The following is a 25,218-nucleotide window of genomic DNA, read 5'->3' on the forward strand; positions in this document are numbered from 1 at the left end:
TGCGGTACTAGCTCAGTTGGTAGAGCGCGACCTTGCCAAGGTCGAGGTCACGAGTTCGAGCCTCGTGTACCGCTCCAATTTCTAACCAAAAGAAATTGAAGTGAATAAAAGCTAGCTCAGTTGCTAGGATGTTGAACGCAATTTATTGCGCATCAATAAAATAACTGAAAAATGCGGTACTAGCTCAGTTGGTAGAGCGCGACCTTGCCAAGGTCGAGGTCACGAGTTCGAGCCTCGTGTACCGCTCCAATTTCTAACCAAAAGAAATTGTAGTGTTGAATGAAAATATAATGCGGTACTAGCTCAGTTGGTAGAGCGCGACCTTGCCAAGGTCGAGGTCACGAGTTCGAGCCTCGTGTACCGCTCCAATCTTTTTATATCCTTTCAAAATTTTCTATATTAAAAATCATAAATAAAATTATAATTTAAAATCTCTCTTATCTACTTTATTCTATGTGCAATATTCAGCATTGAAGCCTTGGTTGTTAGAAGCTATCGCTTCGCGCGAGCTCAGCGCCACAAGAAAGGTGTCGTACTTTGAAGTTATGAGGTATGAGTGAGGTACAGAAGAGCTAATACTTTGAAACCTGAAGCTTTTGTTAAAATAGCTCCCCCTGAATAGTTGCTATAACTCGTCTAGAGCCACCAGAATCACGATGTTCACCTAAATAAATGCCTTGCCATGTACCTAACGCTAAATAACCATTTGAAATAGGAATACTTAGCTCGCAGCCTAACGTACTGGTTTTTATGTGTGCAGGCATGTCGTCGTCACCTTCATAATCATGGCGATAATAAGGTTGACGCTCAGGGACGAATTTATTGAAATGGCTTTCCATGTCCATACGAACAGTGGGATCTGCATTTTCGTTTATTGTAAGGCTCGCTGAGGTATGCTGAATAAATAAATGTAACAAGCCTATTTTGTAACTCGCCAGTTCAGGAAGTTGAGATAATATTTCGTCATCAATTATATGAAAACCTCGCTGGCGAGGTTTTAATGTAATTTGCTTTTGCTGCCAACTCATAGTTTATCGAAGCTAACTTCAATGTTTGCATTACCAGCATCACAGCTAAATGGCATGATGATTTTTTTACCTTGGCTTTTATGAGTAATTGTATGACCTTTACCCGATACCACAATAGGCGTTGCCATATCAAAGTCGAAACCTTTCTCGCCAAGTAAATTTTTAGCACCACCAGTTACCATGTTGGTTATTTCGCCAACCATATCGGTAACTTCTTCATCTATGGTATCAGGGCGTTCGCCAAGCATACGCTCCATGATGGTTAATGCTAATCCTTCATCAAATGTAATTGAAAATGATCCACGCGTTTGCGGGCCAACCATACCAATCAAACCTGATACATCACCACAGGCTATCTCATCAGTTTTAATGCGAGGTTTACCCGGCTTCAATTGAGTTTGAGCCATAGTGCTTAAAACATTAATTAAAGAAGATAAAAAAGGATTGATGAATTCTACATTCATAGTGGCTACTCTTAAATTTGTTCTGTGAAATGACTATATAGTTTGAGTATAGTCACTAAGGATAACTTTGAAGGATTATGATGCTCTACAAGATTCACATTTACCATGTGCTTCTATTGTTTGCCCTGATACGACAAAGCCACCTTCGGCAGCTAGATTATTAAGCTCATGCGAAATTACACTCGAGTGTAATTCTTTAACAAAGCCACATGTATCGCAAATTAATAATTGTACCGGGTGAATATGATCAAAATGATGGCACAGCATAAATGCATTTGTGCTTTCAATTTTATGAATAAAACCTAGTTCAGCTAAAAAGTCTAATGCACGATAAATAGTTGCAGGTTTAGCACCTGTTTCAGTTACTTTTAATTGCTCAAGCAAATCGTATGCACCAACACCACCTTGTGCACTGGCTAATAGACGAAATACTTTCTCGCGGATAGGCGTAAAACGCGCACCACGGTTGTCACAAACTTGTTTTGCTTTACTTACGAGTGATTCTATATTCATCATTACTCTTATCCTTATGCTACCGTGATATACTAACATACTGTGTTGTAGTTGCAGCGTTTTTATTAAGCGCTTTTTACCTAGGAAACCCAGTAATGCACGAACTATTGGCTATATTTATTTTCTTTTTTGCGGTTATTGACCCCATTGGCACTGTACCTGTATTTATTGCAGTCACACGTGGTGATGATGAGAAATTTAAACGTAAAGTTATATTTAAAGCGGTAGGCGTATCTGCATTAGTGCTCTTATTTTTTGTACTCGCAGGTGAGCAATTACTTAACGCAATTGAAATTCCACTTTCGGCTTTTCAAATAGCCGGCGGTATCATATTACTTATTTTTGCGCTTTCAATGATATTTGGTGAAAGTAAGCCTGAAGCCGAAATTAAAAGTGTACGCGACAGCACTGAAACCGCTATTTTTCCGCTTGCGATTCCGTCTATCGCGAGTCCTGGCGCTATGTTAGGTGCTGTATTAATGACCCGCAATGAAGAATATACATGGGTTGAGCAGTTACTAACGTCTTCAATGATGCTTGCTGTATTAGCGGTTGTACTGGTTTTATTGCTGCTTGCAACGCACGTACATAGATTAATTGGTGATAGTGGTGCAAGTATAATAAGTAGAATTATGGGGCTTATTTTAAGCTCGGTTGCGGTTACCAATATTTTAAATGGCATAGCCCATTATTTTGGCTTGCAGGTGTTCTCTTAACATTGATGCTTGCCAGGCTTTTGTGTAAAATGCAGCGCCTTTTAAGCTGTGCTTAATAACTTTAATACCCTGAGGTTTGCTTTGAATAAATGTACTTTGGATAGACGCTTTTCTGTGGCACCAATGCTTGATTGGACTGAAATTTAAGTTAAACGTCGCCTCTAGGTGCATATGGAACACCATTGGAACTACTTTTAATTTCTACATTATTCAAACGTGCTCCAATTTATTAGTTTGTATACAATGTTTTATTCACTTAGAGGTTTTATGAAAGGCTGGGAAAAGGAAATTTTGGACTGTTATCCCAGAAGAGGGAAGTTGTTTTTCTGGGTAAACGAAGACGATGCATGGCTAGATTTTTCTTATTCTGTTCTTCCCGCTTTTGAAGAAATTAAAATTAAGTTAGAACCACTTTTTAGAAGAATTAGTATTACTAAAAATAACAATGAGCATACTTTTAGTGCTACTTTATCTTTTGAAGAAAAATATGTTGGTAAATCAGCTTTTCAAGTCGAGGCTGAGCTTTATAATTCTTATATCCATATTTCAACATATGATGGTAAATCGGATCGAAGTTATTTTTTAAGGCTAGACTCCGATCGTTTTCTTACAAAGAAACTTATTATCAGTGAATTTATTACTTTTCTTAATGCTAGATCTGAAGTAATTAGACAAAACCCTCCTATTATTTAAAGTTGTAAACCATTAGAGGTGAACCAAATTTTTTACTATTTTGGTTTATCTTCCAGTATGAAATCGATTTTTCCTTTGTGAATTTATTTTGCTGGTTCTGACTTTATATTCATATTTTCCATAAGTTTTTTATTTCTTAATTTAGCTTCATCAGTATTTTGTTCATAAATATAGTTAAGCTCGCTCATTATTACTTCTGTGATAAATGAAATGCTTACATCTTCATCAGGTGTGATAATCCCTGTCTGTATTGCCCTAAAAATACCATCAGTAACTGATTTTCTTAGTTTATTTTCTTTTTCTTCTATTGATTGGTTTACGTTGCTACCGAATAACAAATAATCCATCGTTACATCAAATTTCTCTGCCGCAATAACACAAGCATCAAAAGGAATTCCTCCTCTATTTCGGGTAGAAGCAGCCCAGTTTTTTTTGAAACCAAGAGCTTCAGACAGCTCATTCATTTTTTCAACTTCGTATAGCTTCAAAAGCCTTGAAAAAATATCGTTTGAATTCAATGTCATAAGTATTTACTTCCTAAATATCAAATAAAATAATTGAAACTCACAAAATATGAGTATAGTATTTATTTTGTGAGTCAGGATCACTGCTTGTGATCTTATGTGTTCTATATCTAAATAGTGATTTTACACATCATAGACTCGATACATAACATTTAAATTGTAGTTTTTATAATTAAAAGGATCTTGGGGATTTTAATGAATACTAACTTTGCACTATTAGCACGCTTTGAAACGCCAGTAATTAATCTGAAAGATGTTTGTCAGGAATTCTTTGGCATTTCAGTTAAAACGGCTATGCAAAAGATAAAAGGCCAAGATTTCCCTGTTCCTACTTTTCGATTAGCAAACTCTGAGCGCTCACCCGTATTTATCAAGGTTGAGGATTTAGCTTTTTATATCGACAAACAATATCAAATCGCCTCGAAAGAATGGCAAACAGTACACATGGTTTAACTGATATGTGTATTGAAATTTACTACGAGAGCGATCCAATTATGGGTTTAAATACCTTATATGATTTAAATGGAAAACGTCATTACGATTTTTTCAGCTCTTTTTATTTATTTAATGTTTGGGCTTCATTTGAATTTTCCAATTCCGAATTAATTGAAGTTACTAACAATAATTATCACCAATTGGTAGAGCAGGGGAAAATCTAATGCAAGTTAAAAAGAAAAAAGATCACTATACCCAAACAGCAGAAAATCTAATGGCTCATGAAAAATCTGATGCAATTAAGATAGACCACTTAGCTTTCGCTTTTCCTATTTCGGCACTTCGTCACTGCCGTAAAGCAGGTGAAATTAAGCCAGATATAGAATTAGCTACTAGTTATAAAAAATCGTTTTTTACAAACAATAACATTCCCCAAATTAAACGCGTAAAGCGGAATGGTATTTACCCAAAACCACCAGTTATTAAATCTAGTCAGGCTTTAAATCTTGAAGAGTATGAAGCCCATAAGAATATGGTTGCAATGCTAATGACAGATTTTTATGAAGAAACATTAAAGGTATGGGTGAATAAAGTTTTAGGTTTTGAAATATCTCCTATGCGTGGTCGTGGTTTGCATGGCTATAAAGACTCAATGACTTTACGAGCTAATGGCCTAGATGTTGGCTTTATAGGTGTTGGAGGACAAAGAGATACTATTTATTTTCAAATATCAGGAACTGGCTGTAAGCACTTATTTAGCCATACAACACCTTTTGTTGTACACCACTGGTTATCAAAGGTTTTTACAGTTACACATTTAAGTCGCATTGATTTGGCTTTTGATGATTTCGATAATAATTTCGACTGTGATTATGCTAGAAAAGCTTACATAGATGGTTGGTTTAGCACTTCAAATACAAATAGAGGTTTTAAAGCGGATATAAATGAAAACCATAAGTATAGGTATGACAGCAAGATGAAAAAGATATTTAGTCAGGAAATGATTTGTGTCGGCTCTCGTAAGTCAATTATCTACTGGCGCATTTATAACAAGAAATTAGAGCAAGGTATTAAACAAGATAATTTTTCGTGGTATCGCTCAGAAGCTGAATTAAAAAAATGGACAGTCGATTGTTTACTTAATTTAGCTGCAACATTTGCTGGCCTTTGTCCCTTTGCTGCATCTGTCGATTTAGATAAAGGGATAAGAACTAAAGCAATGACCAAAGCAAAAGAAATTTGTCTCGATGTTGCTGCCCGTATCCGACACGTTCGTCGTTCTGCAGGTAGAGCATTGGGTGATGTATTAGAAGCTTTTGAGGGGGATATATCAAAAACTATGGGTTTAATTTTACCCGAAGAAACAGGAGGTAAGCTTGGAATACCACCTACCTACCAACAATTAATTAATCACGTGACAGAGGTTCAACATGTCTAACAAAATCATTTTATGTGGTCTACAAATTACTAGCTTTCCTGAAAGTAAAAATCCTGATGCAGAATCAGCATTATTACTAATGCTCTACCCATTGGAAAACGTTAATGCACCAAAATTCAAACGTAAATCGGTAGGTCAATCTACAGAAACACCATTTGGTAAACAGTCATTAAGTATTAACGCTAAGTATGCGCATCGCCTCATAGATACACAGGCTTTTGTTTCTAATAAAGAATATGAACTAGTTGTTGGATTTAATACTGATACTTTCGAAAATGAAATTTCAAAAATAACACCTGTTGATCCAGCTGTTAAAAAACATTTTGATGAATGTTTGGGTAATAAATAATTATGTCAGTTTGTGCGGTTGCCGATGCTAAGGGTCGGTTGTTTATAACTGCGGAAACTGATTGTTCTGAGTTTGTTTTATTGGATCAGGCTGAATTTTTAAGTTTTCAGTCCGGTTCGCTACAGAAACTGCTAGAAACTTTGCATTTACTATTTGCGTTTGATGCTGAGCTTTTTGCAATAGTTGAGTTTGCGCTAATTATGGCTTTCTTAACGTCACATTTCGGCGGGCGTATTGTTCGCTGGTTAGGTAAGTAATTATAACTTTTGGAATAAATTATATGATTTCTATAAAAAATTTAAGTAATAAAAAAGTAGTTTTAATTTCAGCTGCCACAGCTGTTTTAGTAAATTTCACTGCTACAGCTGCTGATTATACGGCAGAAATTGCAACAGCATCAACAGAGGGTACTACTAACGTTACTGCGGTTATTGTTGGTGTTATTGGTATCGCAATCCTTGGTTTTGGGGTTAACGCTATGATTTCATGGTTTAAACGTTAATGGTTATTACTATATTTTTTGCTTGTGCTTTGTATTATGCAATGTTTGAGGGCTTCACTTCAGGCATTAGAGCTTCCTAATATAGTTTTTATAAATATTAAGGGAGCTTAGCTCCCTTACTTATAGGCTCTCTAGTAATGAAAATCTTAATCTTTTTTTTACTTTTCATTTCTTCATTCTCTTACGCATCCTTTACAGCAACTTCAGGTAATTACCCGACCAATAATGAAACCTGCACTGATTTTCTAGGCTGCTATTCTATTTTTGCAAACATTTATCAAGAAGAAAATTACTCTTTAAATGGCAACGCTTTTATCATAGGTCAGAAAGTATATGCGGAGTATGTAAAACCTAGTGGTTATAAAATGAATAAGTATATCACTTTCACATATTCAGATGATTGCTATATGTCTAGCTCAGTAGGCATGATTTGCGGTCTTCCATGTAATAGCGAAAACTCCTGTTTCTCCTATGGTTCTTCGCTTTGCTCTGGCTATATTTCCTCTTATGAATACGATGATCCTGCTAATTGGACATATTCATGCTCTCAATTTGAAGATAACAGTTCTCCTATCGATATTGACCAACTACCAGATGAGTCAATAATTACATCAACTGTTAAAGGTGATAGGGGGTTGAGAGGGCAAACTGGAGAAGCTGGAGTTGATGGTAAAGACGGTCAAGATGGTAAAGACGGAGTGAATGGCTTGGATGGTGTTTCATGTTCTGTCAGTAAGCTTCAGGGAACTATTACTATTAATTGTCCAAGTGGAGATACTTTTATATCAGAGTATTCCATAAAAGAAGATATTAAAAATGAGCTAAATAATGAAAATTGTTTCATAAGTTCTGTTGATGAAATTAATAATAAAATATTTTACTCGTGTCCCGATGGGCAAAAAATAGTTCAAGTTAAAAATGGTCTTGATGGTCTTGATGGAACTGATGGAACTGATGGAACTGATGGAACTGATGGAACTGATGGTGCCAATGGTGCCAATGGTAAAGATGGTCTTGATGGGGCTGATGGTGAAGCTGGTGCCAATGGTAAAGATGGTCTTGATGGGGCTGATGGTGAAGCTGGTGCCAATGGTAAAGATGGTATTGATGGAGCTGATGGTGAAGCTGGTGCCAATGGTAAAGATGGTTTTGATGGAGCTGATGGTGAAGCTGGTGCCAATGGTAAAGATGGTCTTGATGGAGCTGATGGTAAGGATGGTAGCGTTCTTAATCTTCAATCTGTTGCTGATGCTATAGATGATGGTTTTGCCTACTTAAAAGAGCCTATTTCAAACTCACCTAGTCAAAGTAACTCTAATGCTTATTCTTCACTTTTTAGTCAACAGTCTATTGATGAAAATAACAGTGAAGTACAAAATTATAAAGACCTAATACAATCTGCCAATATAACGTTTAAAGACACTGTATCTTCTCAATTTAGCTTTTCATCATCATCATCCTCTGGTTACCAAGCAAGGAATTTAGATTTGGGCTCTTGGGGGCAACATGATGTTTCAATATCTCGAATAACTCAGCATTTTGGCGGCTTGGCTAATATCATTTATTTTTTCGCAACACTTCTTGCACTTTCAATTGTTTTATCTGGAGTTAAATTATGAAAATATTATTATTCGTTGTTTTTGCTTTGTGTTCTTTATCCATATCCGCAGCTGGATCTGGGGAGAGCTCTGTAGATGGTACTATGGGGTTCTTTAATTTTGCATCTAGTTTTTTTTCTGACATAAGTAATTTTTTATTTGTCACGATTCCGGAGTCAATTGATAAAGCTCATATTTGGGTGACCTCTTTCTTACTTAAGTTAAAGTTTTTTGCAATGTATGAATCGTTAAAGTTTTCCCATGAAGTAGCTTTAAGTTTTTTGAATCTTATCGATATATCAAGTTTTGTTAATTCTGCTATTTCCGCTCTTCCTCAAGATATGAAACAACTAGCATCAGATTTGCGCTTTTTTGAGTCATTAACTTTAGTTGTCGAAGCTTGGATAACACGAATGGTTTATTCAGGGATAATGTAATGGCTACTAAAATTTTTCATGGCCCTCCTGGTTCGTACAAGTCTAGCACTGCAATGTGGTATGAAATTGTTCCAGCGCTTCGTCAAGGTCGTGTAGTTATAACTAATCTACAGGGCATTAAGACAATGGAGGCCATACAAAAAGAGTTAAATGAAGTGTTTCCTAATACAGCTAGGTTGTTACGAATTTCAATTGGTAATGATTTAGGTATGCTCTTGATGCGAAATTTTTTTCACTGGTTACCCATTGGTTCTTTAATATTTCTTGATGAAATTCAAGATATATATCCAAATGATAAGTCATTTAAACCTTCAGATTACGATTATAAAAACGAAGGTCACTTCAATGAACATCTTCCTGATGAATTTATAGAAATTTATCATGCAGAGCAGAAATCAATAAAGTCATCAATTAACGTGACTGATTTTCAAGATGATATAGGCGAATCCCTTTTTGATGAAAGGGATTATTTACGATACCCAAGAACGCTACGCGAATGCTTTATGCGTCATCGCCATTACAACTGGGATATTCTCATTGCTACGCCAGACATAAAAGAAGTGTCTTCTTTTATTCGTTCAGTTTGTGAGGTTGCGTACTGCCATTCAAGTAAAGATGCTATACCTATTTCTTACTTTAAAAGACGTCCTAGAATTTTAGAGCACTTACCTAAAACGAATGGCTTAACTGCTTCAAAGACGGATATTGTTAGTTATAAAAAGGTGCCTTTAGATGTTTTTAAATTATATAAATCGACCGCGACTGGAAAAAATACTAAGTCTGGCGCTGGTAAATCGCCTTTTACATTTTCTTTATTATTTGGCTTTATTTTTCTTATCTCCTTTATTGTTTATTTATTTTATTTTTTCCTCGATGACACAAGCGATAAAGTTCCTCAGACGACAAGTACTGTTAAGAACGTACAAAAAACTAATGTTTCGAAAATTCCGCAAGAAATTGCGTACGGTAACAATCAAGATAGTACTGCTGTTAAAAAAAATATTAATGCGTTTGATTCTGTTTCTTTTCGTAATGATTCTTTTCAGAATATGTTTACGTCTTCTCGTTCTCTTTTAGAGCCTTTTGGTGTTACTTCTATTTTTGTTAGTGGTATCAGCACTGTTTACCACTCTAAACACAGTATTCAAAGATATTACGTTTTTAAAATGTATTCTGGTGCTGATGAATTTACTGTTAATTCAGATTTTTTCTATGAAATGGGGTTCAAGATATTTTATAAAAGCGATTGCTTGCTAGAATTGAGATATGAATCAATGAGTGATTATATTTATTGTGAGCCCTCTAAAGTAGAAAATATTCAACAGGATATTGATAGCACTAATGTGGTCGATGTATCACTTTTGGGAGACTGACGCGAGAGGCGGACGGCGAAGCCTGAGCAAGGACAACGAACAAGGAAGGCAAGCAAAGCTTGTTTTCCTTGTTTTAAAACAAACCCCTTAAAACACCCCATGTTAACTTCACACTTCCTATTATCTGTAAGTCATAAAATCACTCTGAGATTCTTTAAAATTAAATGTCGTATTATTAACGATGTCTTTTTATCGTTAAAAATCGTCATTGAACAAACGAAGTGCGTTAGTTGTCTTTGGCTAGAAGTTCCCCGTTATGTATTACGGGGGTAGATTCCACCATTTAATAGGCCTTGAATACCCTTAAGCCTAATGTCTTGAGCTAATTGCGTTTCGGAGGCTTTGATTCGTTATTGGAACTTAAAGATTAATGGGTTCTTAATATGGAAATAAACAAATTATTTCCTTGCGGTAAAGTTTCAGGATAATAAATATGTTTTTAACGTTGTATTGAAAGTTCGGTGGGAGTTTCTTCTTTTTATGCAGAGCCAAAGATGCTTGCTGTTTACGGGTGAAGGAGCGTGATGGGCAGGTTGTATGTGTTGGTTCTGAGAGTTCAAAGATCTTTGTTGTGTGCGGGAGAGAAGGTGTAATGGGCAGGTGCATGTGTTTGTTCTGAGAGCTCAAAGATGCCTGTTGCGTGCAGGAAGTGGAGTTTTATGGAGGTGCTGCAGCTGTTAATTTTGAGAGGACAAGGATCTTTGTTGTTGCGAATGAAAGGAGTTGGTGTGCAAGTTGTGCGTACTGATTCTGATGGTTCAAAGATCTTGGGATTTTCTGATTTATAGGTTTGAAGGATCTTTATTTGATTGTTTTGGGGTTATTGCGGATTTAACGAAGATTTACTGTTGCGCGAAGACTTAAAACTATTTATACTTTATTAAAAGCTAGAGGAGATAATTATGTTTGACAATATAGACTTCAAAAGTGCAGTTTCAAATTCAAGAGGGGCAGCATCTGGCAGCCCTGTTTTTATATCGCACAATAAAGGCGAGAAAAAAGAAGAGCAAACTTATAAGATTAGTAAAGAAGCCATGGATAAGTGTAACTTTAACTATAAAGACAAAGTTGATATTCAGTTTTCGCCTGATTTTAAAGTTTGTAGAATAGTAAAATCTTCTGCTGGATTGACTTTAAGTCAGCAAACAGCAAACAATCCCCAATCATCAGCAGTTACTAGAATGTTGTATAAGGAAAATGTTCATCCTGATCTTCTACAGATGGCATTCGATGAAAATGGGGTAAAAACAAATAAAGCTATGTTTGAGAACGGAGATATAGACTATAAGGATGGAGTTTTAACTTTCGCACTTAAACTAGTTAAGAAATGAGATAAACCCCTAATAACTAGGGGTCAACTCTAAGATCAAAGTTGTCACTTAGGAAGCGACAGAGCTAAAATCTTGCTTGGCGGCGAGTCAATATTAGCCCTTTTGTGCACTAAATGTCAACTTTGAAAAACATAAGCTCCTAAATATAGGAATTTAATTATGGTACTAGAACCATTGGTTTATGACTCTATAAAGAGTCGCAGAGTGTCGGCATGTTGTTGTATAAGAAATCAATTATGCCTTTGGTGTAACATTAATAAAGGGGTTCTAATATGAGTAATCATACTGTAAAAGACGGTTGGGTATACTGCGATTATTTCATTCACTATCGTACTGGGAAGAAGGTATATCCTAAGACGGCAAAGTGTTTTAGGTTTAAAATAGGTCGATAGTATATTTTTAATAAATATCGCTAATTAGTTATTTTTGTAGAAAAGTTAAACTTTTTGCTCCAAGTAGCCTTTTAGCTGTTGAATAAGAGCCGCATTATGCGGCTTTTTTATGTGCTGAATTTATCGTGTAATTTATGCGGAAACAATTGTGTGTAGACTTGCCATAATATGTTTAAATTTCTATGTCCCGTCACTTGAGCTACTTCTTCAATGCTATAACCTTTTTCAAAAAGTCTTGACGCACCTTCTCTTCTTAAATCATGGTATCTTAAATCTGTAATTCCTAGAGATTTCCTGACGCGCTGAAAGCCTGCAGTAACAGACTTTGAATTATACGGAAATACCCTGCTTTCTGTTTGTTCTTGTTTTTTTATCAATTCAAATGAGCCTGCAAGCAAAGGCACTATCATATGATTTCCTTCCTTTTTTCTTGGATCCTTTCTATCTCGCACGATTATAGTTTTATGTTCTTCATTTAAGTCTTCCCATTTTATCGCGCAAACTTCACCAATCCTCATACACGTCAGTATTGAAAAATTAAGAATATCAACGAATGGAATATTACTCCCTTGCTTGTTTTGCCTCACTGTTAATGCTTCGATTAGCCTTTCTAATTCATATTCAGTAGGCCTGCGTGTACGCTTTTGGCTTTTACCAACTAATTTCATTTCAATTAATACAGGTACTGCATCTTCAAATATTTTCCAATTAGCTGTTATATCAAAAACGGGCAGAGCAATTTTCATTACACTACGTAAATAGGCAATATCATGATAAACAGTTGCTCCGCCTGCACCTGCTGCTCTGCGCATTTTACAGTGATTAATTAAATCACTACTTTTTAGTTCATTTGATAAGACCGAGGCTATGGGACAATCACGTAGCATTTGTATAACGTATCGTTTGGTTCTGCCAGTGTTAGCCCACAAATCAACATCATTAAAGTAAAGGTCTAGTAGTTCGCCAATTGTTATTACTTTATTTTGTTTTACGATGCTATTTAATTCCACAGCCTCTTTTTGTATTTTCCCCCAGGTCTTTGCTAATTCTTTTTTGCTGAATGTTCGTGATTCTCTATGTATAATCACGCCATTCTTTTTTACACGCACAGTGCAACGGAAACTAAATTCTCCGTTTGCCTTTTGGCGTTTATCAATTGTTACTGATGCCATGGTATTATTCCTTAATCGTCCTACTAATAATGGGGCGCATTTGGAACACCCTATATGGAAATTGAACGAAAGTACAGGCGATTCAGAGCAGTTTAGGTAGTACATATATGCACACAAATAAGGCTTCAACGCCAGATATTACAGGCTCTACAGTGAATCGCAGGTTTAGTGTTGCACCTATGCTTGATTGGACTGATCGCCATTGTCGTACTTTTCATCGCAAAATGACTAAACATACTGTGCTTTATACAGAAATGATAACCACAGGGGCTATTTTATTTGGTCGAGGCGACTACTTACATTTTAATAAACACGAAGGCCCAGTTGCACTGCAACTTGGTGGCTCTGATCCTAAAGCGCTTGCGCAATGTGCAAAACTGGCAGGTGAGCGTGGCTATGACGAAATAAATTTAAATGTAGGTTGCCCGTCAGACAGAGTTCAAAATGGTCGATTTGGCGCATGCTTAATGGCTGAGCCTCAATTAGTTGCGGACTGTGTTGCAGCAATGAAAAACGAAGTAAGTATTCCTGTAACTGTTAAAACGCGTATTGGTATTGATGAGCAAGATTCGTATGAGTTTTTATGTGCGCTTATTGAAGCGTCTCATAAAGTAGGATGTGATGATTTTATTATTCATGCTCGTAAAGCATGGCTTAATGGTTTAAGCCCAAAAGAAAATCGTGAAGTCCCACCGCTTGATTACCCACGTGTTTATCAACTTAAAAAAGATTATCCGCAGCTAGACTTAAGCCTAAATGGCGGCGTTAAAACAATTGAGCAGAGCCTAGAACATCTACAACATATTGATGGTGTAATGATTGGGCGTGAAGCTTACAGTAACCCATTTATGCTCAATGACGTTGATGAGAAAATTTATGGTGATGCTGCAAACACACAATCACGCCACGACGTAGTGCGCTCAATGTACAGCTACATTGAAGAAGAAATGCGTTTGGGTGCTAATTTTTGGCATATTGCACGTCACATGCTCGGTATTTTTCAGGGGCAGCCTGGTGCACGAGGTTTTAGACGCCATCTTTCTGAAAGTGGTCATGGTAAGCAAGCTGATTTATCGGTAATGGATAAAGCATTAAGCTTTGTACCAGAATAAAGCTAAGCTTTAAAAGTTCTAAATTTAAGCCACTTTCGAGTGGCTTTTTTGATCCTAAATATTAGTCAAAAGCATGATTTATTGGCCAATTACACTCTATGCTGTTCAGCTGGAAGTCACTAAAAACTAGAGTGCTTGTTGTTTATCACTATGATTTTAAGTGTTTTATTTTTGTTTTGATGAACTTGGCACAACTCTTGGAATCTTCTTGTTGAAATTAATTAAAAATCAACAGGAGAATACCATGGGAATATTTAACCGCGTAAATGATGTAATTCAATCAAACATTGTCGCCATGCTTGATAAAGCAGAAGATCCAGAAAAACTTTTAAACCTAATGCTTACCGAGATGCAAGATGCATTGAATGAGTGCCGTAGTACAGCAGCCGCTTTATTGTGTGAAGAGAAAGTAATTAATCGCCAAATTGATACTAAAAAAACAGAATTAGCAGCTTGGCAAGTTAAAGCAGAACGTGCGGTTGAGAAGGGCAGTGATGACCTTGCTAAGTCTGCCTTACTTGAAAAGCAGCGCGTTAACGAAAGCATTGAAGATAAGCAAACTCAACTAGAAACACTGCAAGAGTCTATTGCAAAAATTAAGGTTGATTGTGAGCGTCTGCAGCAAAAAATGGCTATGGCTAAAACTAAGCAAGCTCAGTTAATGCAACGCCATAATGTTGCTATTGCTAGAGAGCGAATCAGTACGCAACTACAAAGCGATAAAGTAGCTCATGCGTTGTCTCGTTTTGAACAAATAGAGCAGCGTGTTGAAGGTATTGAAGCTCAAGTAGAGGCTTATGAGCTGACTGATACAGCAAGCTCTACGAGTGCCCAAATTGAGTCGTTAGTTAAAAATGAAAAAATTGATGCTGAACTGGCTCGCTTAAAAGCGAACTTAAATACTAATTTAAAACAAACTGCTTAGGAGATTGCTATGAACAGCTTTAATCGTCAACGAGGTTGGTATAAAGATACGTTAAATAAAAAAATATCAGGTGTATGTAGTGGTTTGGCGCATCGATTAGATTTTCCGGTGTGGGCAACGCGCTTAGTAACTATTTTATTATTTTTAAGCTTTCCGTTTGCAGTTGCTCTTGGTTATTTTATTGCGCATTGCTGCCTTGAAAATAAAGAGTATTAATACCAATAGGCATAAATATTTGAACAATTTAACGAATTAAATCACTCTATAACGTTGTTAAAATTTATATTTATAACAACTAGATATAAAAACTTTTGCCTAGTTATAGCGCAATTTGCTTATCGTTAAATAAACCCCGTATATAAGCCGGTTGGTATAAGGAGAATTACTATGAAAGCTTTGGCAGTATGTGTAATTATCTATTTATTACTGTTTACTGATTTAATAGCGTTTGTGCACGTCGACTCTTGGCAGTTGCCGTTATGGATTGCTGATATTAGCTGGGCAGGGCTAGAGCTTGTAGGCGCTTTGGCCGCAATTGTTACTGTAGTTACGGTAGTAGCTTTAATTACTATGGGATTAGTAGGTGCGGGTGTAGTGGCATTAGCAGGGACTTTTTTAGCGCTTTTATTCGGATCTATAATGATTGCATGGCCGTTACTATTTGTTGCAGTGTTGTGTTGGCTTGTTGCCGATAACAAAAAAGTAGCCTCTTAATCCTTAATTTGACTGACTATTATAGGTTAACTATGTTAAATTTAGCCTGTAATTTAAAGTTTTCATAAGGATAAGAATGATGACGAAACTATGTTTTTCGATGGCTTCTGCATTAATATTTAGTTTTTTTTCGTCATCGTTGGCGGCGCACTCAGGGCACGATCATGGTTCTGATGTGGCTGTGCTCGAAGTAACTAACGCGCAAATTAGAGAGTTTTTACCTGGCAGTACTTCAACTGTAGGTTATTTAACGCTAATAAATCACAGTGGAGCCGCAGCAACTTTAACTAAGGCAACTATTGATGGCTTAGGGCGTGTTGAAATACACGAGCATTCACATGTAGACGGCATGATGAAAATGCAACAAGTTGAATCAGTTGAAATTAAAGCGCACGAAAGTGTCAGTTTTCAACCTGGCGGTTATCATTTAATGGTATTTGAACCACAAGAGCCATTAAAAGTAGGACAAGATCGTAAACTCACACTATATTTTAGTGACGGTAATCGCTTGTTCACTAATGCTCAAGTCGTGTCGCTTGAAGCGCAAGCTACGCAGTCAAAACCATCTACTCAACACGCTCATCACTAGGAGTACACATGTCGCAACACAAAGGAAAAATAGCAGGAATAGTTGTTTTACTGCTTATCATATTTTACGCAATTGCTGTTTATTGGAGCACTGAGCCTTCACGTTTTGATGTTGTTGCAAACGCCAAAGAGCAAGCGCAGCTTCGTAATGAAAAAATAGTTACGGGTTATGTAACTACTTCTACATTAATTACAGTAGCAAATACCTTACTAGATAAACCCGGTGGCTACTTATCAAATGATGTAATACCACCAAGTATTATTATGGATGATATGCCGGCGTGGGAATATGGCGCGCTAGAAATGGTGCGTGATTTGTCGCTTTCTATGCGAAAAGATTTTAGCCGTTCGCAATCACAATCAACGGAACATGAAGCACTTAAAAAGGCGCAGCCACAGTTTAATATTAGCTCTGAAGCATGGGCATGGCCAAGTGCTGAAGGTGAGTATCAAAAAGGTATTGATTATTTAATGGTATATCGTGGACAAATTGCTAACGAGCATGAGCGCGATAGCCAATTTTACGCACGAGCAGATAACTTACGTAGTTGGCTTAAAGAAGCTGAAAAACGTTTAGGTAGCTTAAGTCAGCGTTTAAGTGCCAGTGTAGGCCAAGAAAAAGTGAACACCGATTTAGCGGGTAATTCATCTAATAAACAAGCAACTCTTGCTCCACTGCAGCAGCAAGTAAGAACACCGTGGTTAGAAATTGACGATGTATTTTACGAGTCGCGCGGTGCTACTTGGGCATTACTACATTTTTTACAAGCGATAGAGTACGACTTTGCTGATGTACTTGAAAAGAAAAATGCGCGTGTAAGCGTTCAACAAATTATACGTGAGCTTGAGGCAACCCAAGAAACAGTGTGGAGCCCACTTATTTTAAACGGGAATGGTTTTGGCTATGTTGCTAACCACTCTTTAGTTATGGCAAATTATATTTCTAGAGCCAATGCGGCTTTAATCGAACTTAGCGAACTACTAGCTCAAGGATAAAAAATGAAAAAGTATTGTTTAGCAGCAGCCCTTTCAATGGCATGTTTAGCACCAGCAGCGCAAGCTGACACTCTACTAGGTTTATACGTAGGTGTTGATGGATGGAAGTCAGATAACGATGGCCAATTTTCTTACAAAAATAATGCATCTCAAGATTTTAATTTTGAAGATGAGACTTTTGTAAGTTATTACGCGGCGCTTGAGCACCCAGTGCCGTTAGTACCAAATATCAAATTAAAGTATACAGAGCTTGAGTTAAATGGTTCTGCGCTGCTTACAGATACATTTAGCTTTAATGGTTCTGATTATGTTGTTGGTTCTACTGTAAATACGGTAAGTGATTTAACGCATATTGATTATATTTTTTATTATGAAATTTTTGATAATGACTTAATTTCAATAGACCTAGGTTTAAATGCTAAACAGTTTGACGGTGATATTGTTGTAAGCGGCACTACCCAAAATGGTGGTACTAACTTTACCGAAACCAAAGACTTCTCTGGTTTTGTTCCTCTTGCATACGGCCGTGCCGAAGCAGGCTTACCATTTACTGGTTTAAGTGTATTTTTTGAAGGTAGCTTTTTGGCTATTGACGACAGTAAAGTACAAGATTACCAAGTAGGCGTGGCGTGGGAACTTATTGATAACTTGGCAGTAGATGTTGCTGTTAAAGCCGGTTACCGCTCTATGGTATTAGAACTTGATGATGTAGATGATATTACTACTGATATTGATGCATCTGGCCCATTTGCGGGTATTCAGGTTCATTTTTAATTAGTATTTTCTAATTAAACAAAGCGTGGCATATTATTTTATTGCGTGCCACGCTAAATCAAACTCTCCCTCTAGCGCATTATTAATCAACTGCTTATAGACCTTATTGACAGGGAAATTAATGAGTTTAGATAGCTCGTCACCTGTTTGCGTAAACTTGTAATAGCTTAATACCAAATCACTACTCTTTGCTTTTAACGTTACCTTTTGCGATAAAAATGAAAGGGTAAGTTCTTGTCCCGCTTTAAGCACTGCAGATTCAATTTCTTTTCTATACAGTAAATTAAGATCCATGAGCGTTAAAATATCAGGAAAGCTAATACCCGTTTTTCCTAAATTTAGAGATACTTTATTGCCTTTTCGTAGCAAATCAAACAAGGACGGTTTTTTGTAAAAGCCGAGTAATATAAAGTGGCTGTCGTCTTTTTCGTTATAGCCTGAGAGCGACACACATTTTTGCAAAGAGTCTGCTTCTCGCTGTGTCATATGTTTTAAAGTTTGTAGGCTTTTAATTGAAAACGTACCAGGATTAAGTGTTTCTCCTGTTAAAATTTTTGCCCATAAAATTTGCATTGATTCATTAGAAGTATCTTCACACAGAGCTATAAAATGCTCTACCCAATCAACATCGGGCTGTTTACTACTTGCTACATCAGGGCAAAACCCCATAGCCATTGCTAAAATTGATTCTATATTTTGTTGTTGTTTAATAAGTAATAAATCTTGGCGCTTTTGAGCGCGAGCTAAAACAGAGTTTTCACTGTTAATATGATAAAGCGGCTTAATTTGGCCCTTAATATCGTAACTTTGCTCATTAGTAGGTAGTACACCGTTATTACCTACTTTTGTTATAGGGTAACCAAGTAAGGATTCGATGATGTTGGCAAGATTAATTCTCGCCTGTGCTGTTTTGACTGTCATGGCTGTGCATTGTCCTTTGTGAATGACTAAGCTGAGCAACAGTTTTAAGGTTATTTAATCCCAGAGACACTGTATTGCGCAGCACATACTCGCTCAAAATTGCGGTGTAGCCAGATATTAAAGGAGTGGTTGTTTGCCCTTCAATATTACATATTAAAGTAACAATACCGTTTTGCTCACTAAAATTAAATGTTCCTCTGATAATATGTTCAGCATTTAAAAGTATGTTAAAGCTGACTTTATTTTGGCTTACCGAAGTTATGATCATTTCACCATACCCCCATTTTCCTTTCCAAGACTGATGAGCCCCTAGGCCAGAACTGGGTTCGCCCAAAGTAAAACGTATGCTGGGGTCTACTTTTTCCCATGGAGACCATTTTTGCCATTGGCTAAAGTCGGTGATAAGCGGCTTTATTACTTTAAGATTGGCATTAATTTCGATTGTTTTATTTACACTATAACTTTGAGGCAGTATTAGCCCTACCAGTGCCAATACTAATAGTAATAACAGTACGCATTTGATTAATATTTTTAATGGTTTAATAAGCACACCTTTTATTAGTTTTTCAAGTTGAAATACAACAACTTTTTATTAATCGACTATAGTATGAATTAGATTATAAACCAAAAATAATTTATTGATTGCTACTTAGGAGAGCGAATGTCGTCAGATCAAAACGATTTTTTATTTTTTGAACAAGATTTTGAAGACGATGCTGTTGTTGAGCAGACTAAGTTTTGGGATATTTTAATTGTTGATGACGAACCTGAGATTCATTCTGTAACAAAATTAGCTTTGTCTGGCGTTGAGTTTTTAGGGGCTGGCTTGCGATTTCACGATGCTTATTCGGGTGCAGAAGCAATAGAAGTGCTAGCTAAAAATAAAAATATTTCGGTTATTTTTTTAGACGTTGTTATGGAAACTGACGATGCCGGTTTGCAGGTTGTAAAAAGGGTGCGTGACGAATTAAATAATCAACATGTAAGAATTATTTTAAGAACAGGGCAAGCAGGTATTACACCAGAAGAAAAAGTAATACGAGAATACGACATAAATGACTATAAAACGAAAACAGAGCTGACTCGTTCTAAGTTAGTAACTTCGCTTATAACCGCTATTCGCTCATACGAGCAGGTATGTCAGCTTGAATATCAAAGTGATGCAATGAACACGATTGTTTCAGCATCAAAGTCTATTTTAGGACTTACTGATGTTAAGCAATTATGCAAAGAAATCATCAAGCACATGAGTATTATTTTAAAATGTTCACCTAGAGGGCTTGTTTGCAGTAAGTTAGATGGCGATGATTTTATTCAGGTCTTAGGTGGTTGCGGGCATTACGAAAGCTATTTTGGTAAAAAATTAATTAATGTTGATAGCAAAGTATTTGAACAAGTTGAGTCGTGTTTTGGTTTGTCAAAGCACCAACACATAGACTCAAGTTCAACATTTATATTAAAAAGTAAGCATCGAAAAGCGGCTTTATATATAGAGTGCGACCACATTCCCTTACAAGCACAGCTACAATTTGCTGAAATTTTCTTAACTAATGTAAGTGTAGCACTTGATAACATAAGGTTATTTGTAAAGTTAAGAGATGCTGCTTATAAAGATGTGCTTACTGGTATTTCAAATCGTACTAACTTTATTGAGCGTGTGGTGAGTTATCAAAAGCCACAAGTGAACGATCATGTATTTGTATTACTTGATGTAGTTAATTTTGCAGATATTAATAACGGCTTAGGGCAAGAGGTCGGCAATAAAGTATTAATTGGCATTGTGCAAAGGTTAAGAGAAAATTACCCAACAGCTAAATTACTATCACGTATTGGCGCTGATGTTTTTGGTTTTATTATTCGCCAAGACGAATTTGACTTAAAAAAGTTGAATGAGCAATTAGGTATTTCATTTTACGCAGAAGAACATTTACTCCCTATCGATTTTAGAGTGGGCTTATGCCAACAACAAGACTTTCAAAGTAGCGGTATTGATACACTGAAAGTTGCTTATATTGCACTTGACCAAGCTAAAAAAGCAAAACATAAAGAAGGCGTTTATTACAATATTGATATGCAAGATAAGATGGCTTGGCGGATAGGGATTATTAGGCAGTTACGTCATGACTTTGCTCGAAATAAATTAGAGGTATGGTACCAACCTCAACTTGCACTAGATGACTTATCGCTAATTGGATGTGAGGCATTATTACGCTGGCCGGCAAGTGATGGCGTGTATATATCGCCGGCTGTGTTTGTGCCACTTGCAGAGGATGCGGGCTTAATTGTTGATATAGGGCAGTGGGTATTAGAACAAGCTTGCCAACAGCAAAAGCGCCTAGAAAATATGGGCACAGAAATTTGTATTGCAGTTAATGTGTCTGTTCCACAGTTTAAAGTAAAAGGTTATGCGCAAACTGTTAAAAATACATTGTTAAAATATAGTGTTAAGCCAAAAAACATAGAATTAGAAATCACCGAGAGCGTAGTAATGGATGAGCTGGAAACGGTTATTAGTACACTAAGTGAGCTAAAAGAACTCGGAATGGAAGTTGCTATTGATGACTTTGGTACTGGTTTTTCGTCGCTGAGTTACATTCAAAGTTTACCTTTGGATCGGTTGAAAATAGATCGTGCATTTATTAAAGATTTACCAAATGATGACACTGGCGCTATTGCTGCCTTAGTTATATCTCTTGGTGCTAAGTTGGGCTTAAAAACGATTGCTGAAGGGGTCGAAACACAAGAGCAAGCCCAGTTCTTAAAAAATTTAGGATGCGATGAAGTACAAGGTTTTATGTATGCTAAACCCATGCCTGAAAATGAATTAATAGAATTTATAAATAAACGCTAAAAAGATTAACTTATTATTTAAGCTAATGAACGATTTAGAATTTAAGGCGCGATATGCTTTGACTACTTTGTATATATAAACAATTTAGTAGGGTATAATTCGCGCCTTTTGTTATTCTACGGCCACAATTATGAGCACACTCAAAGCTAAGCGCGCCTTATTTTCATACCCTAAATACTGGGCTGAATGTTATGGCACCGCGCCATTTTTACCAACTACACGTGAAGAAATGGATGCACTTGGCTGGGATAGCTGCGACATAATAATAATTAGTGGCGACGCGTACGTTGATCATCCTAGTTTTGGTATGGCGGTAATTGGCCGTGTACTTGAAGCGCAAGGTTTTAGAGTAGGTATTATCGCCCAGCCAGCATGGGACTCTAAAGATGCATTTATGGAACTAGGCAGACCGAATTTATTTTTTGGTGTAACAGCTGGCAACATGGATTCGATGATTAACCGCTATACAGCTGAAAAGCGTATGCGCCACGATGATGCTTACACGCCAGATAACGTAGGTGGTAAACGTCCAGATCGCGCCGTAATGATTTACTCGCAAAAATGTCGTGAAGCATACAAAGGAATACCAATTGTTATTGGTGGTATTGAAGCGAGTCTTCGTCGTATAGCTCATTACGACTATTGGCAAGAAAAAGTACGTCGTAGTATTTTGTTTGATGCAAAAGCTGATATTTTAATTTACGGTAACGCAGAGCGTCCGTTAGTTGAAGTTGCACACCGTATTGCCGCAGGCGAAACAATGGATACTATTCAAGATATTCGCGGCACGGCTGTTATCAGAAAAGAACCTTTACCAGGTTGGCGTGGAAGTGACTCCACCGCTATAGATAAAATTGGTAAAATTGATCCAATTCCAAATCCATACGGTGCTGATGATGTTGGCTGTAGTAAATCTGAATTTAAACAAGCGGGTATAGACTTAAAGGCAGAAGCTGCAAAACCAATTATGGTTCAGCCTGCGCGACCTAAACCGTGGGAAAAAACCTATGTTAAGTTACCTGCTTATGAACAAGTAAGTGTTAACAAACCTCTATACGCCCACGCTTCGCGTATTCTACATCAAGAAACAAATCCTGGTTGTGCAAGAGCACTGTTTCAGCGACACGGCGATCGTTCTATTTGGGTAAACCCGCCAGCATACCCATTAGAAACACATGAGATGGATGCTGTGTTTGGTTTACCGTATCAGCGTATTCCTCATCCAAGTTACGGCGACTCTAAAATTCCTGCTTACGACATGATAAAAACGTCAGTTAATATTATGCGCGGTTGCTTTGGTGGGTGTTCGTTTTGCTCAATTACGGAGCATGAAGGGCGTATTATTCAAAGCCGTTCGCAAGAATCAATTATTGAAGAAATTGAACAGATTAGAGATAAAGTACCCGGTTTTACTGGTGTTATTTCTGATTTAGGTGGTCCAACTGCAAATATGTATAAACTGCGTTGTACGAGCAAAAAGGCAGAAAGTACCTGTAGACGTTTATCATGTGTGTATCCTGAAATTTGTAAGCATATGGATACAGATCATACGCCAACAATAGACTTATATAAAAAAGCACGTGAAGTTAAGGGTATCAAAAAGGTATTGATTGCTTCTGGAGTTCGTTACGACTTAGCTGTACGCGACCCGCGTTACGTTAAAGAATTAGTAACGCATCATGTAGGTGGCTACTTAAAAATAGCCCCAGAGCATACAGAGGATGGTCCATTATCAAAAATGATGAAACCAGGTATGGGGGCGTACGATCAATTTAAAGAATTATTTGATAAGTACTCTAAAGAAGCCGGTAAAAAGCAGTATTTAATTCCTTACTTTATATCTGCTCACCCAGGGACAAAAGATGAAGACATGGTAAACATGGCTTTATGGCTTAAATCAAACGACTTTAAGCTTGATCAGGTACAAAATTTTTACCCATCACCGATGGCTAATGCGACGACTATTTACCACACAGAAATGAACTCTTTACGTAATATAAAAAACAATACAGAAGTTGTTCCAGTACCTAAAGGTGCTCGCCAACGTAGATTACATAAAGCTATTTTACGTTACCATGATGCAGCAGGTTGGCCGATGATACGTGAAGCACTGCGTAAAATGGGTAAAGCTAATTTAATTGGTAAAGGGCCTAACTGTTTAGTGCCTGAAGAAGGGCGTGATGAAAAAGCAGGTAAAGGTGGCAGTAAAGGCGGACGTCCTGCACTAACGCGACATACCGGTTTTAGCCAATTTAAAAAGGCAAACACTAAACCAAAAGTAGGCGGTAATCGTCAAAGTACACGTTAGTGATTCAATCTATTAATAACTAGGGCGTGTTGATCTTTGGTGGGTGAATTTGCAGCAGTATGTTTGGTTTTTAGGCAAGGCGGAGCCTATGTAGTGTGGTTATTCCCCATGAATAGGCGATAACGCAGCATAAATACCAAACATGCGCTGCCCTTTGGGTTCTTTCTAGGGACGATTAACTCTTTGTTGCTCGGTTTTTACTTAGCCCACTAGGTTACAAACCTCGCGCCGCGATTTAATCGCCCCTAGATTGAACAAATTTCAATCCACAAAGATCAACACGCCCTAGTAGATTAGTTTAATTACGCTAAGGGTTTTTAAACCCTTTTCATGCGTAAATTAAGTAAACCTTGCTCTTTATTATCTATATTATTGTAGGTGATAAAGAGCGAGCTTTTAGAAACCCCTCTTGAGATAGCACGTATTTAGTGCCTATATACTTGCAGTTAGTTTTTTCTTAAAACGTTGATGATAACCACAAACGTAATTTTAGTGACCATAACGGCTGAATGCCTGTTAGCCCTTGCGTCATTTTATTATCTTTTAAGATTATATAAGATGGCGTGACTTGCCCTTGCCAATCGGCAAATATCTCACCGTGTTGATCGTTGACAGTGGTAAAACTGTAGCCATGATCATTTAGATACTCATGTAGTTTTTGATCCGAGCCTGATTTTATTGCGATACTCACGACAGGGTAGTTATTCTCGTTTGCGAGTTCGTTTATGGCAGGGGAGGTAATACTACAAATAGGGCACCAAGTTCCCCAAAAATAGACAAGTGTTGGTTTATCTTGGCTCATTGCTGACAAATCAATGTTTTGCCCTTTATAATCTATTAATTGTAATTGAGGATTTGCTGGCATAACAGGTTGTCGCCACCAATTGACAGCGTTATAAATTACGAAAAATATGAAACTATATATCAACACACTTTTTAATATTGATAGGCCTTTTTGTTTTGGCGTTTTTTTAGGTGTGTCTTTTTTATTTTTGGTACCCGTTGTCATAGTTGCAGCTTTACCCTAAGTGTTTTTTACTTTAGTTATTTGCAAAAGTTTCTAA

At 37.0% G+C, this 25,218-nt stretch carries 28 protein-coding genes and 3 tRNA genes; 23 read left to right on the forward strand and 8 right to left on the reverse strand.

What is annotated here, in order from left to right:
- Nucleotide 1: 1 nt before the first annotated feature.
- The 3 genes from I6E72_RS10815 (at nucleotide 2) to I6E72_RS10825 (ending at nucleotide 368) form a co-directional block, all read left to right on the forward strand.
- Nucleotides 2-77, forward strand: a tRNA-Gly gene (locus I6E72_RS10815).
- Between the two features lie 96 nt (nucleotides 78-173).
- Nucleotides 174-249: transfer RNA gene (locus tag I6E72_RS10820), tRNA-Gly, on the forward strand.
- Nucleotides 250-292: 43 nt separating this feature from the next.
- Nucleotides 293-368 (forward strand) — tRNA-Gly (locus I6E72_RS10825).
- 231 nt (nucleotides 369-599) lie between these two features.
- Here I6E72_RS10825 and I6E72_RS10830 read toward each other — a convergent pair.
- From I6E72_RS10830 to I6E72_RS10840, 3 genes are all read right to left on the reverse strand, one after another.
- Nucleotides 600-1,028, reverse strand: coding sequence for a secondary thiamine-phosphate synthase enzyme YjbQ (locus I6E72_RS10830; RefSeq protein WP_010554254.1), 429 nt, complete (start codon nucleotides 1,026-1,028; stop codon nucleotides 600-602).
- A complete protein-coding gene (locus I6E72_RS10835) occupies nucleotides 1,025-1,492 on the reverse strand; it encodes a chemotaxis protein CheX (protein WP_007580265.1) in 468 nt (155 codons plus the stop codon). Before I6E72_RS10835 ends, I6E72_RS10830 begins: the two co-directional genes overlap by 4 nt.
- Nucleotides 1,493-1,567: 75 nt before the next feature.
- A complete protein-coding gene (locus tag I6E72_RS10840; protein ID WP_007580267.1) occupies nucleotides 1,568-2,005 on the reverse strand; it encodes a transcriptional repressor in 438 nt (145 codons plus the stop codon).
- A 95-nt stretch (nucleotides 2,006-2,100) separates the two neighbouring features.
- Here I6E72_RS10840 and I6E72_RS10845 point away from each other — a divergent pair, with 95 nt between their 5' ends.
- Entirely contained in the window at nucleotides 2,101-2,721 is a 621-nt protein-coding gene (locus I6E72_RS10845) for a MarC family protein (RefSeq protein ID WP_007580269.1), read from the forward strand.
- 267 nt (nucleotides 2,722-2,988) lie between these two features.
- Entirely contained in the window at nucleotides 2,989-3,414 is a 426-nt protein-coding gene (locus I6E72_RS10850) for a hypothetical protein (protein WP_197112280.1), read from the forward strand.
- A gap of 83 nt (nucleotides 3,415-3,497) precedes the next feature.
- Here I6E72_RS10850 and I6E72_RS10855 read toward each other — a convergent pair whose 3' ends face one another.
- Entirely contained in the window at nucleotides 3,498-3,938 is a 441-nt protein-coding gene (locus I6E72_RS10855) for a helix-turn-helix domain-containing protein (protein ID WP_197112282.1), read from the reverse strand.
- Nucleotides 3,939-4,133: 195 nt separating this feature from the next.
- On the opposite strand from I6E72_RS10855, the gene I6E72_RS10860 reads away from it, so the two are divergent.
- From I6E72_RS10860 to I6E72_RS10900, 9 genes are all read left to right on the forward strand, one after another.
- Nucleotides 4,134-4,391: a pyocin activator PrtN family protein gene (locus I6E72_RS10860; protein ID WP_197112284.1), complete on the forward strand. Its 258-nt coding sequence runs from the start codon at nucleotides 4,134-4,136 to the stop codon at nucleotides 4,389-4,391.
- 205 nt (nucleotides 4,392-4,596) lie between these two features.
- Complete coding sequence (locus I6E72_RS10865) at nucleotides 4,597-5,811, forward strand: replication initiation factor domain-containing protein (RefSeq protein ID WP_197112286.1); 1,215 nt, start codon at nucleotides 4,597-4,599, stop codon at nucleotides 5,809-5,811.
- The gene (locus I6E72_RS10870; protein ID WP_089346633.1) at nucleotides 5,804-6,160 is read left to right on the forward strand and encodes a DUF1293 family protein; all 357 of its coding nucleotides are present in this window, start codon (nucleotides 5,804-5,806) and stop codon (nucleotides 6,158-6,160) included. The genes I6E72_RS10865 and I6E72_RS10870 overlap by 8 nt, the downstream gene beginning before the upstream one ends.
- Nucleotides 6,161-6,162: 2 nt before the next feature.
- The gene (locus tag I6E72_RS10875) at nucleotides 6,163-6,417 is read left to right on the forward strand and encodes a hypothetical protein (RefSeq protein ID WP_197112288.1); all 255 of its coding nucleotides are present in this window, start codon (nucleotides 6,163-6,165) and stop codon (nucleotides 6,415-6,417) included.
- A 23-nt stretch (nucleotides 6,418-6,440) separates the two neighbouring features.
- Complete coding sequence (locus I6E72_RS10880) at nucleotides 6,441-6,662, forward strand: hypothetical protein (protein WP_231620543.1); 222 nt, start codon at nucleotides 6,441-6,443, stop codon at nucleotides 6,660-6,662.
- A gap of 137 nt (nucleotides 6,663-6,799) precedes the next feature.
- A complete protein-coding gene (locus I6E72_RS10885) occupies nucleotides 6,800-8,281 on the forward strand; it encodes a collagen-like protein (protein ID WP_231620544.1) in 1,482 nt (493 codons plus the stop codon).
- Entirely contained in the window at nucleotides 8,278-8,697 is a 420-nt protein-coding gene (locus I6E72_RS10890; RefSeq protein WP_197112290.1) for a hypothetical protein, read from the forward strand. Before I6E72_RS10885 ends, I6E72_RS10890 begins: the two co-directional genes overlap by 4 nt.
- A complete protein-coding gene (locus I6E72_RS10895; protein ID WP_197112292.1) occupies nucleotides 8,697-10,070 on the forward strand; it encodes a zonular occludens toxin family protein in 1,374 nt (457 codons plus the stop codon). Before I6E72_RS10890 ends, I6E72_RS10895 begins: the two co-directional genes overlap by 1 nt.
- A 902-nt stretch (nucleotides 10,071-10,972) precedes the next feature.
- On the forward strand, nucleotides 10,973-11,401 hold the full coding sequence (locus I6E72_RS10900) for a hypothetical protein (RefSeq protein ID WP_197112294.1): 429 nt from the start codon (nucleotides 10,973-10,975) through the stop codon (nucleotides 11,399-11,401).
- A gap of 499 nt (nucleotides 11,402-11,900) precedes the next feature.
- On the opposite strand, the gene I6E72_RS10905 is transcribed toward I6E72_RS10900, so the two are convergent.
- A complete protein-coding gene (locus tag I6E72_RS10905) occupies nucleotides 11,901-12,965 on the reverse strand; it encodes a site-specific integrase (RefSeq protein ID WP_197112296.1) in 1,065 nt (354 codons plus the stop codon).
- A gap of 107 nt (nucleotides 12,966-13,072) precedes the next feature.
- Here I6E72_RS10905 and dusA point away from each other — a divergent pair, with 107 nt between their 5' ends.
- The 7 genes from dusA (at nucleotide 13,073) to I6E72_RS10940 (ending at nucleotide 18,074) form a co-directional block, all read left to right on the forward strand.
- On the forward strand, nucleotides 13,073-14,077 hold the full coding sequence (gene dusA / locus I6E72_RS10910; RefSeq protein WP_269435270.1) for a tRNA dihydrouridine(20/20a) synthase DusA: 1,005 nt from the start codon (nucleotides 13,073-13,075) through the stop codon (nucleotides 14,075-14,077).
- Nucleotides 14,078-14,321: 244 nt separating this feature from the next.
- Nucleotides 14,322-15,002 carry a PspA/IM30 family protein gene (locus I6E72_RS10915; RefSeq protein ID WP_197112297.1) on the forward strand — a complete coding sequence of 227 codons (681 nt, stop codon included), beginning with the start codon at nucleotides 14,322-14,324 and terminating at the stop codon, nucleotides 15,000-15,002.
- Between the two features lie 9 nt (nucleotides 15,003-15,011).
- On the forward strand, nucleotides 15,012-15,218 hold the full coding sequence (locus I6E72_RS10920; protein WP_024599243.1) for a PspC domain-containing protein: 207 nt from the start codon (nucleotides 15,012-15,014) through the stop codon (nucleotides 15,216-15,218).
- Nucleotides 15,219-15,389: 171 nt separating this feature from the next.
- Nucleotides 15,390-15,716: a hypothetical protein gene (locus I6E72_RS10925; protein ID WP_197112298.1), complete on the forward strand. Its 327-nt coding sequence runs from the start codon at nucleotides 15,390-15,392 to the stop codon at nucleotides 15,714-15,716.
- A gap of 79 nt (nucleotides 15,717-15,795) precedes the next feature.
- Entirely contained in the window at nucleotides 15,796-16,305 is a 510-nt protein-coding gene (locus I6E72_RS10930; protein WP_442960307.1) for a copper chaperone PCu(A)C, read from the forward strand.
- A gap of 8 nt (nucleotides 16,306-16,313) precedes the next feature.
- On the forward strand, nucleotides 16,314-17,300 hold the full coding sequence (locus tag I6E72_RS10935) for a DUF2333 family protein (protein WP_007580283.1): 987 nt from the start codon (nucleotides 16,314-16,316) through the stop codon (nucleotides 17,298-17,300).
- Nucleotides 17,301-17,303: 3 nt separating this feature from the next.
- Nucleotides 17,304-18,074 (forward strand): TIGR04219 family outer membrane beta-barrel protein, encoded by a 771-nt coding sequence (locus I6E72_RS10940; protein ID WP_007580285.1) that lies wholly within the window; start codon nucleotides 17,304-17,306, stop codon nucleotides 18,072-18,074.
- 33 nt (nucleotides 18,075-18,107) lie between these two features.
- Here I6E72_RS10940 and I6E72_RS10945 read toward each other — a convergent pair whose 3' ends face one another.
- Nucleotides 18,108-18,995, reverse strand: a complete 888-nt coding sequence (locus I6E72_RS10945; RefSeq protein ID WP_182194629.1) for a TIGR03899 family protein — start codon at nucleotides 18,993-18,995, stop codon at nucleotides 18,108-18,110.
- Nucleotides 18,964-19,545: an SRPBCC family protein gene (locus I6E72_RS10950; protein WP_197112300.1), complete on the reverse strand. Its 582-nt coding sequence runs from the start codon at nucleotides 19,543-19,545 to the stop codon at nucleotides 18,964-18,966. The genes I6E72_RS10945 and I6E72_RS10950 overlap by 32 nt, the downstream gene beginning before the upstream one ends.
- A gap of 111 nt (nucleotides 19,546-19,656) precedes the next feature.
- On the opposite strand from I6E72_RS10950, the gene I6E72_RS10955 reads away from it, so the two are divergent.
- Complete coding sequence (locus I6E72_RS10955; RefSeq protein ID WP_197112301.1) at nucleotides 19,657-21,846, forward strand: bifunctional diguanylate cyclase/phosphodiesterase; 2,190 nt, start codon at nucleotides 19,657-19,659, stop codon at nucleotides 21,844-21,846.
- A gap of 130 nt (nucleotides 21,847-21,976) precedes the next feature.
- Nucleotides 21,977-24,154 carry a YgiQ family radical SAM protein gene (locus I6E72_RS10960; RefSeq protein ID WP_007580292.1) on the forward strand — a complete coding sequence of 726 codons (2,178 nt, stop codon included), beginning with the start codon at nucleotides 21,977-21,979 and terminating at the stop codon, nucleotides 24,152-24,154.
- 457 nt (nucleotides 24,155-24,611) lie between these two features.
- On the opposite strand, the gene I6E72_RS10965 is transcribed toward I6E72_RS10960, so the two are convergent.
- The gene (locus I6E72_RS10965; RefSeq protein WP_231620545.1) at nucleotides 24,612-25,019 is read right to left on the reverse strand and encodes a protein disulfide oxidoreductase; all 408 of its coding nucleotides are present in this window, start codon (nucleotides 25,017-25,019) and stop codon (nucleotides 24,612-24,614) included.
- Nucleotides 25,020-25,218 lie beyond the last annotated feature (199 nt).

Source organism: Pseudoalteromonas sp. NSLLW24 (assembly GCF_015864725.1).
GTDB lineage: Bacteria > Pseudomonadota > Gammaproteobacteria > Enterobacterales > Alteromonadaceae > Pseudoalteromonas > Pseudoalteromonas arctica.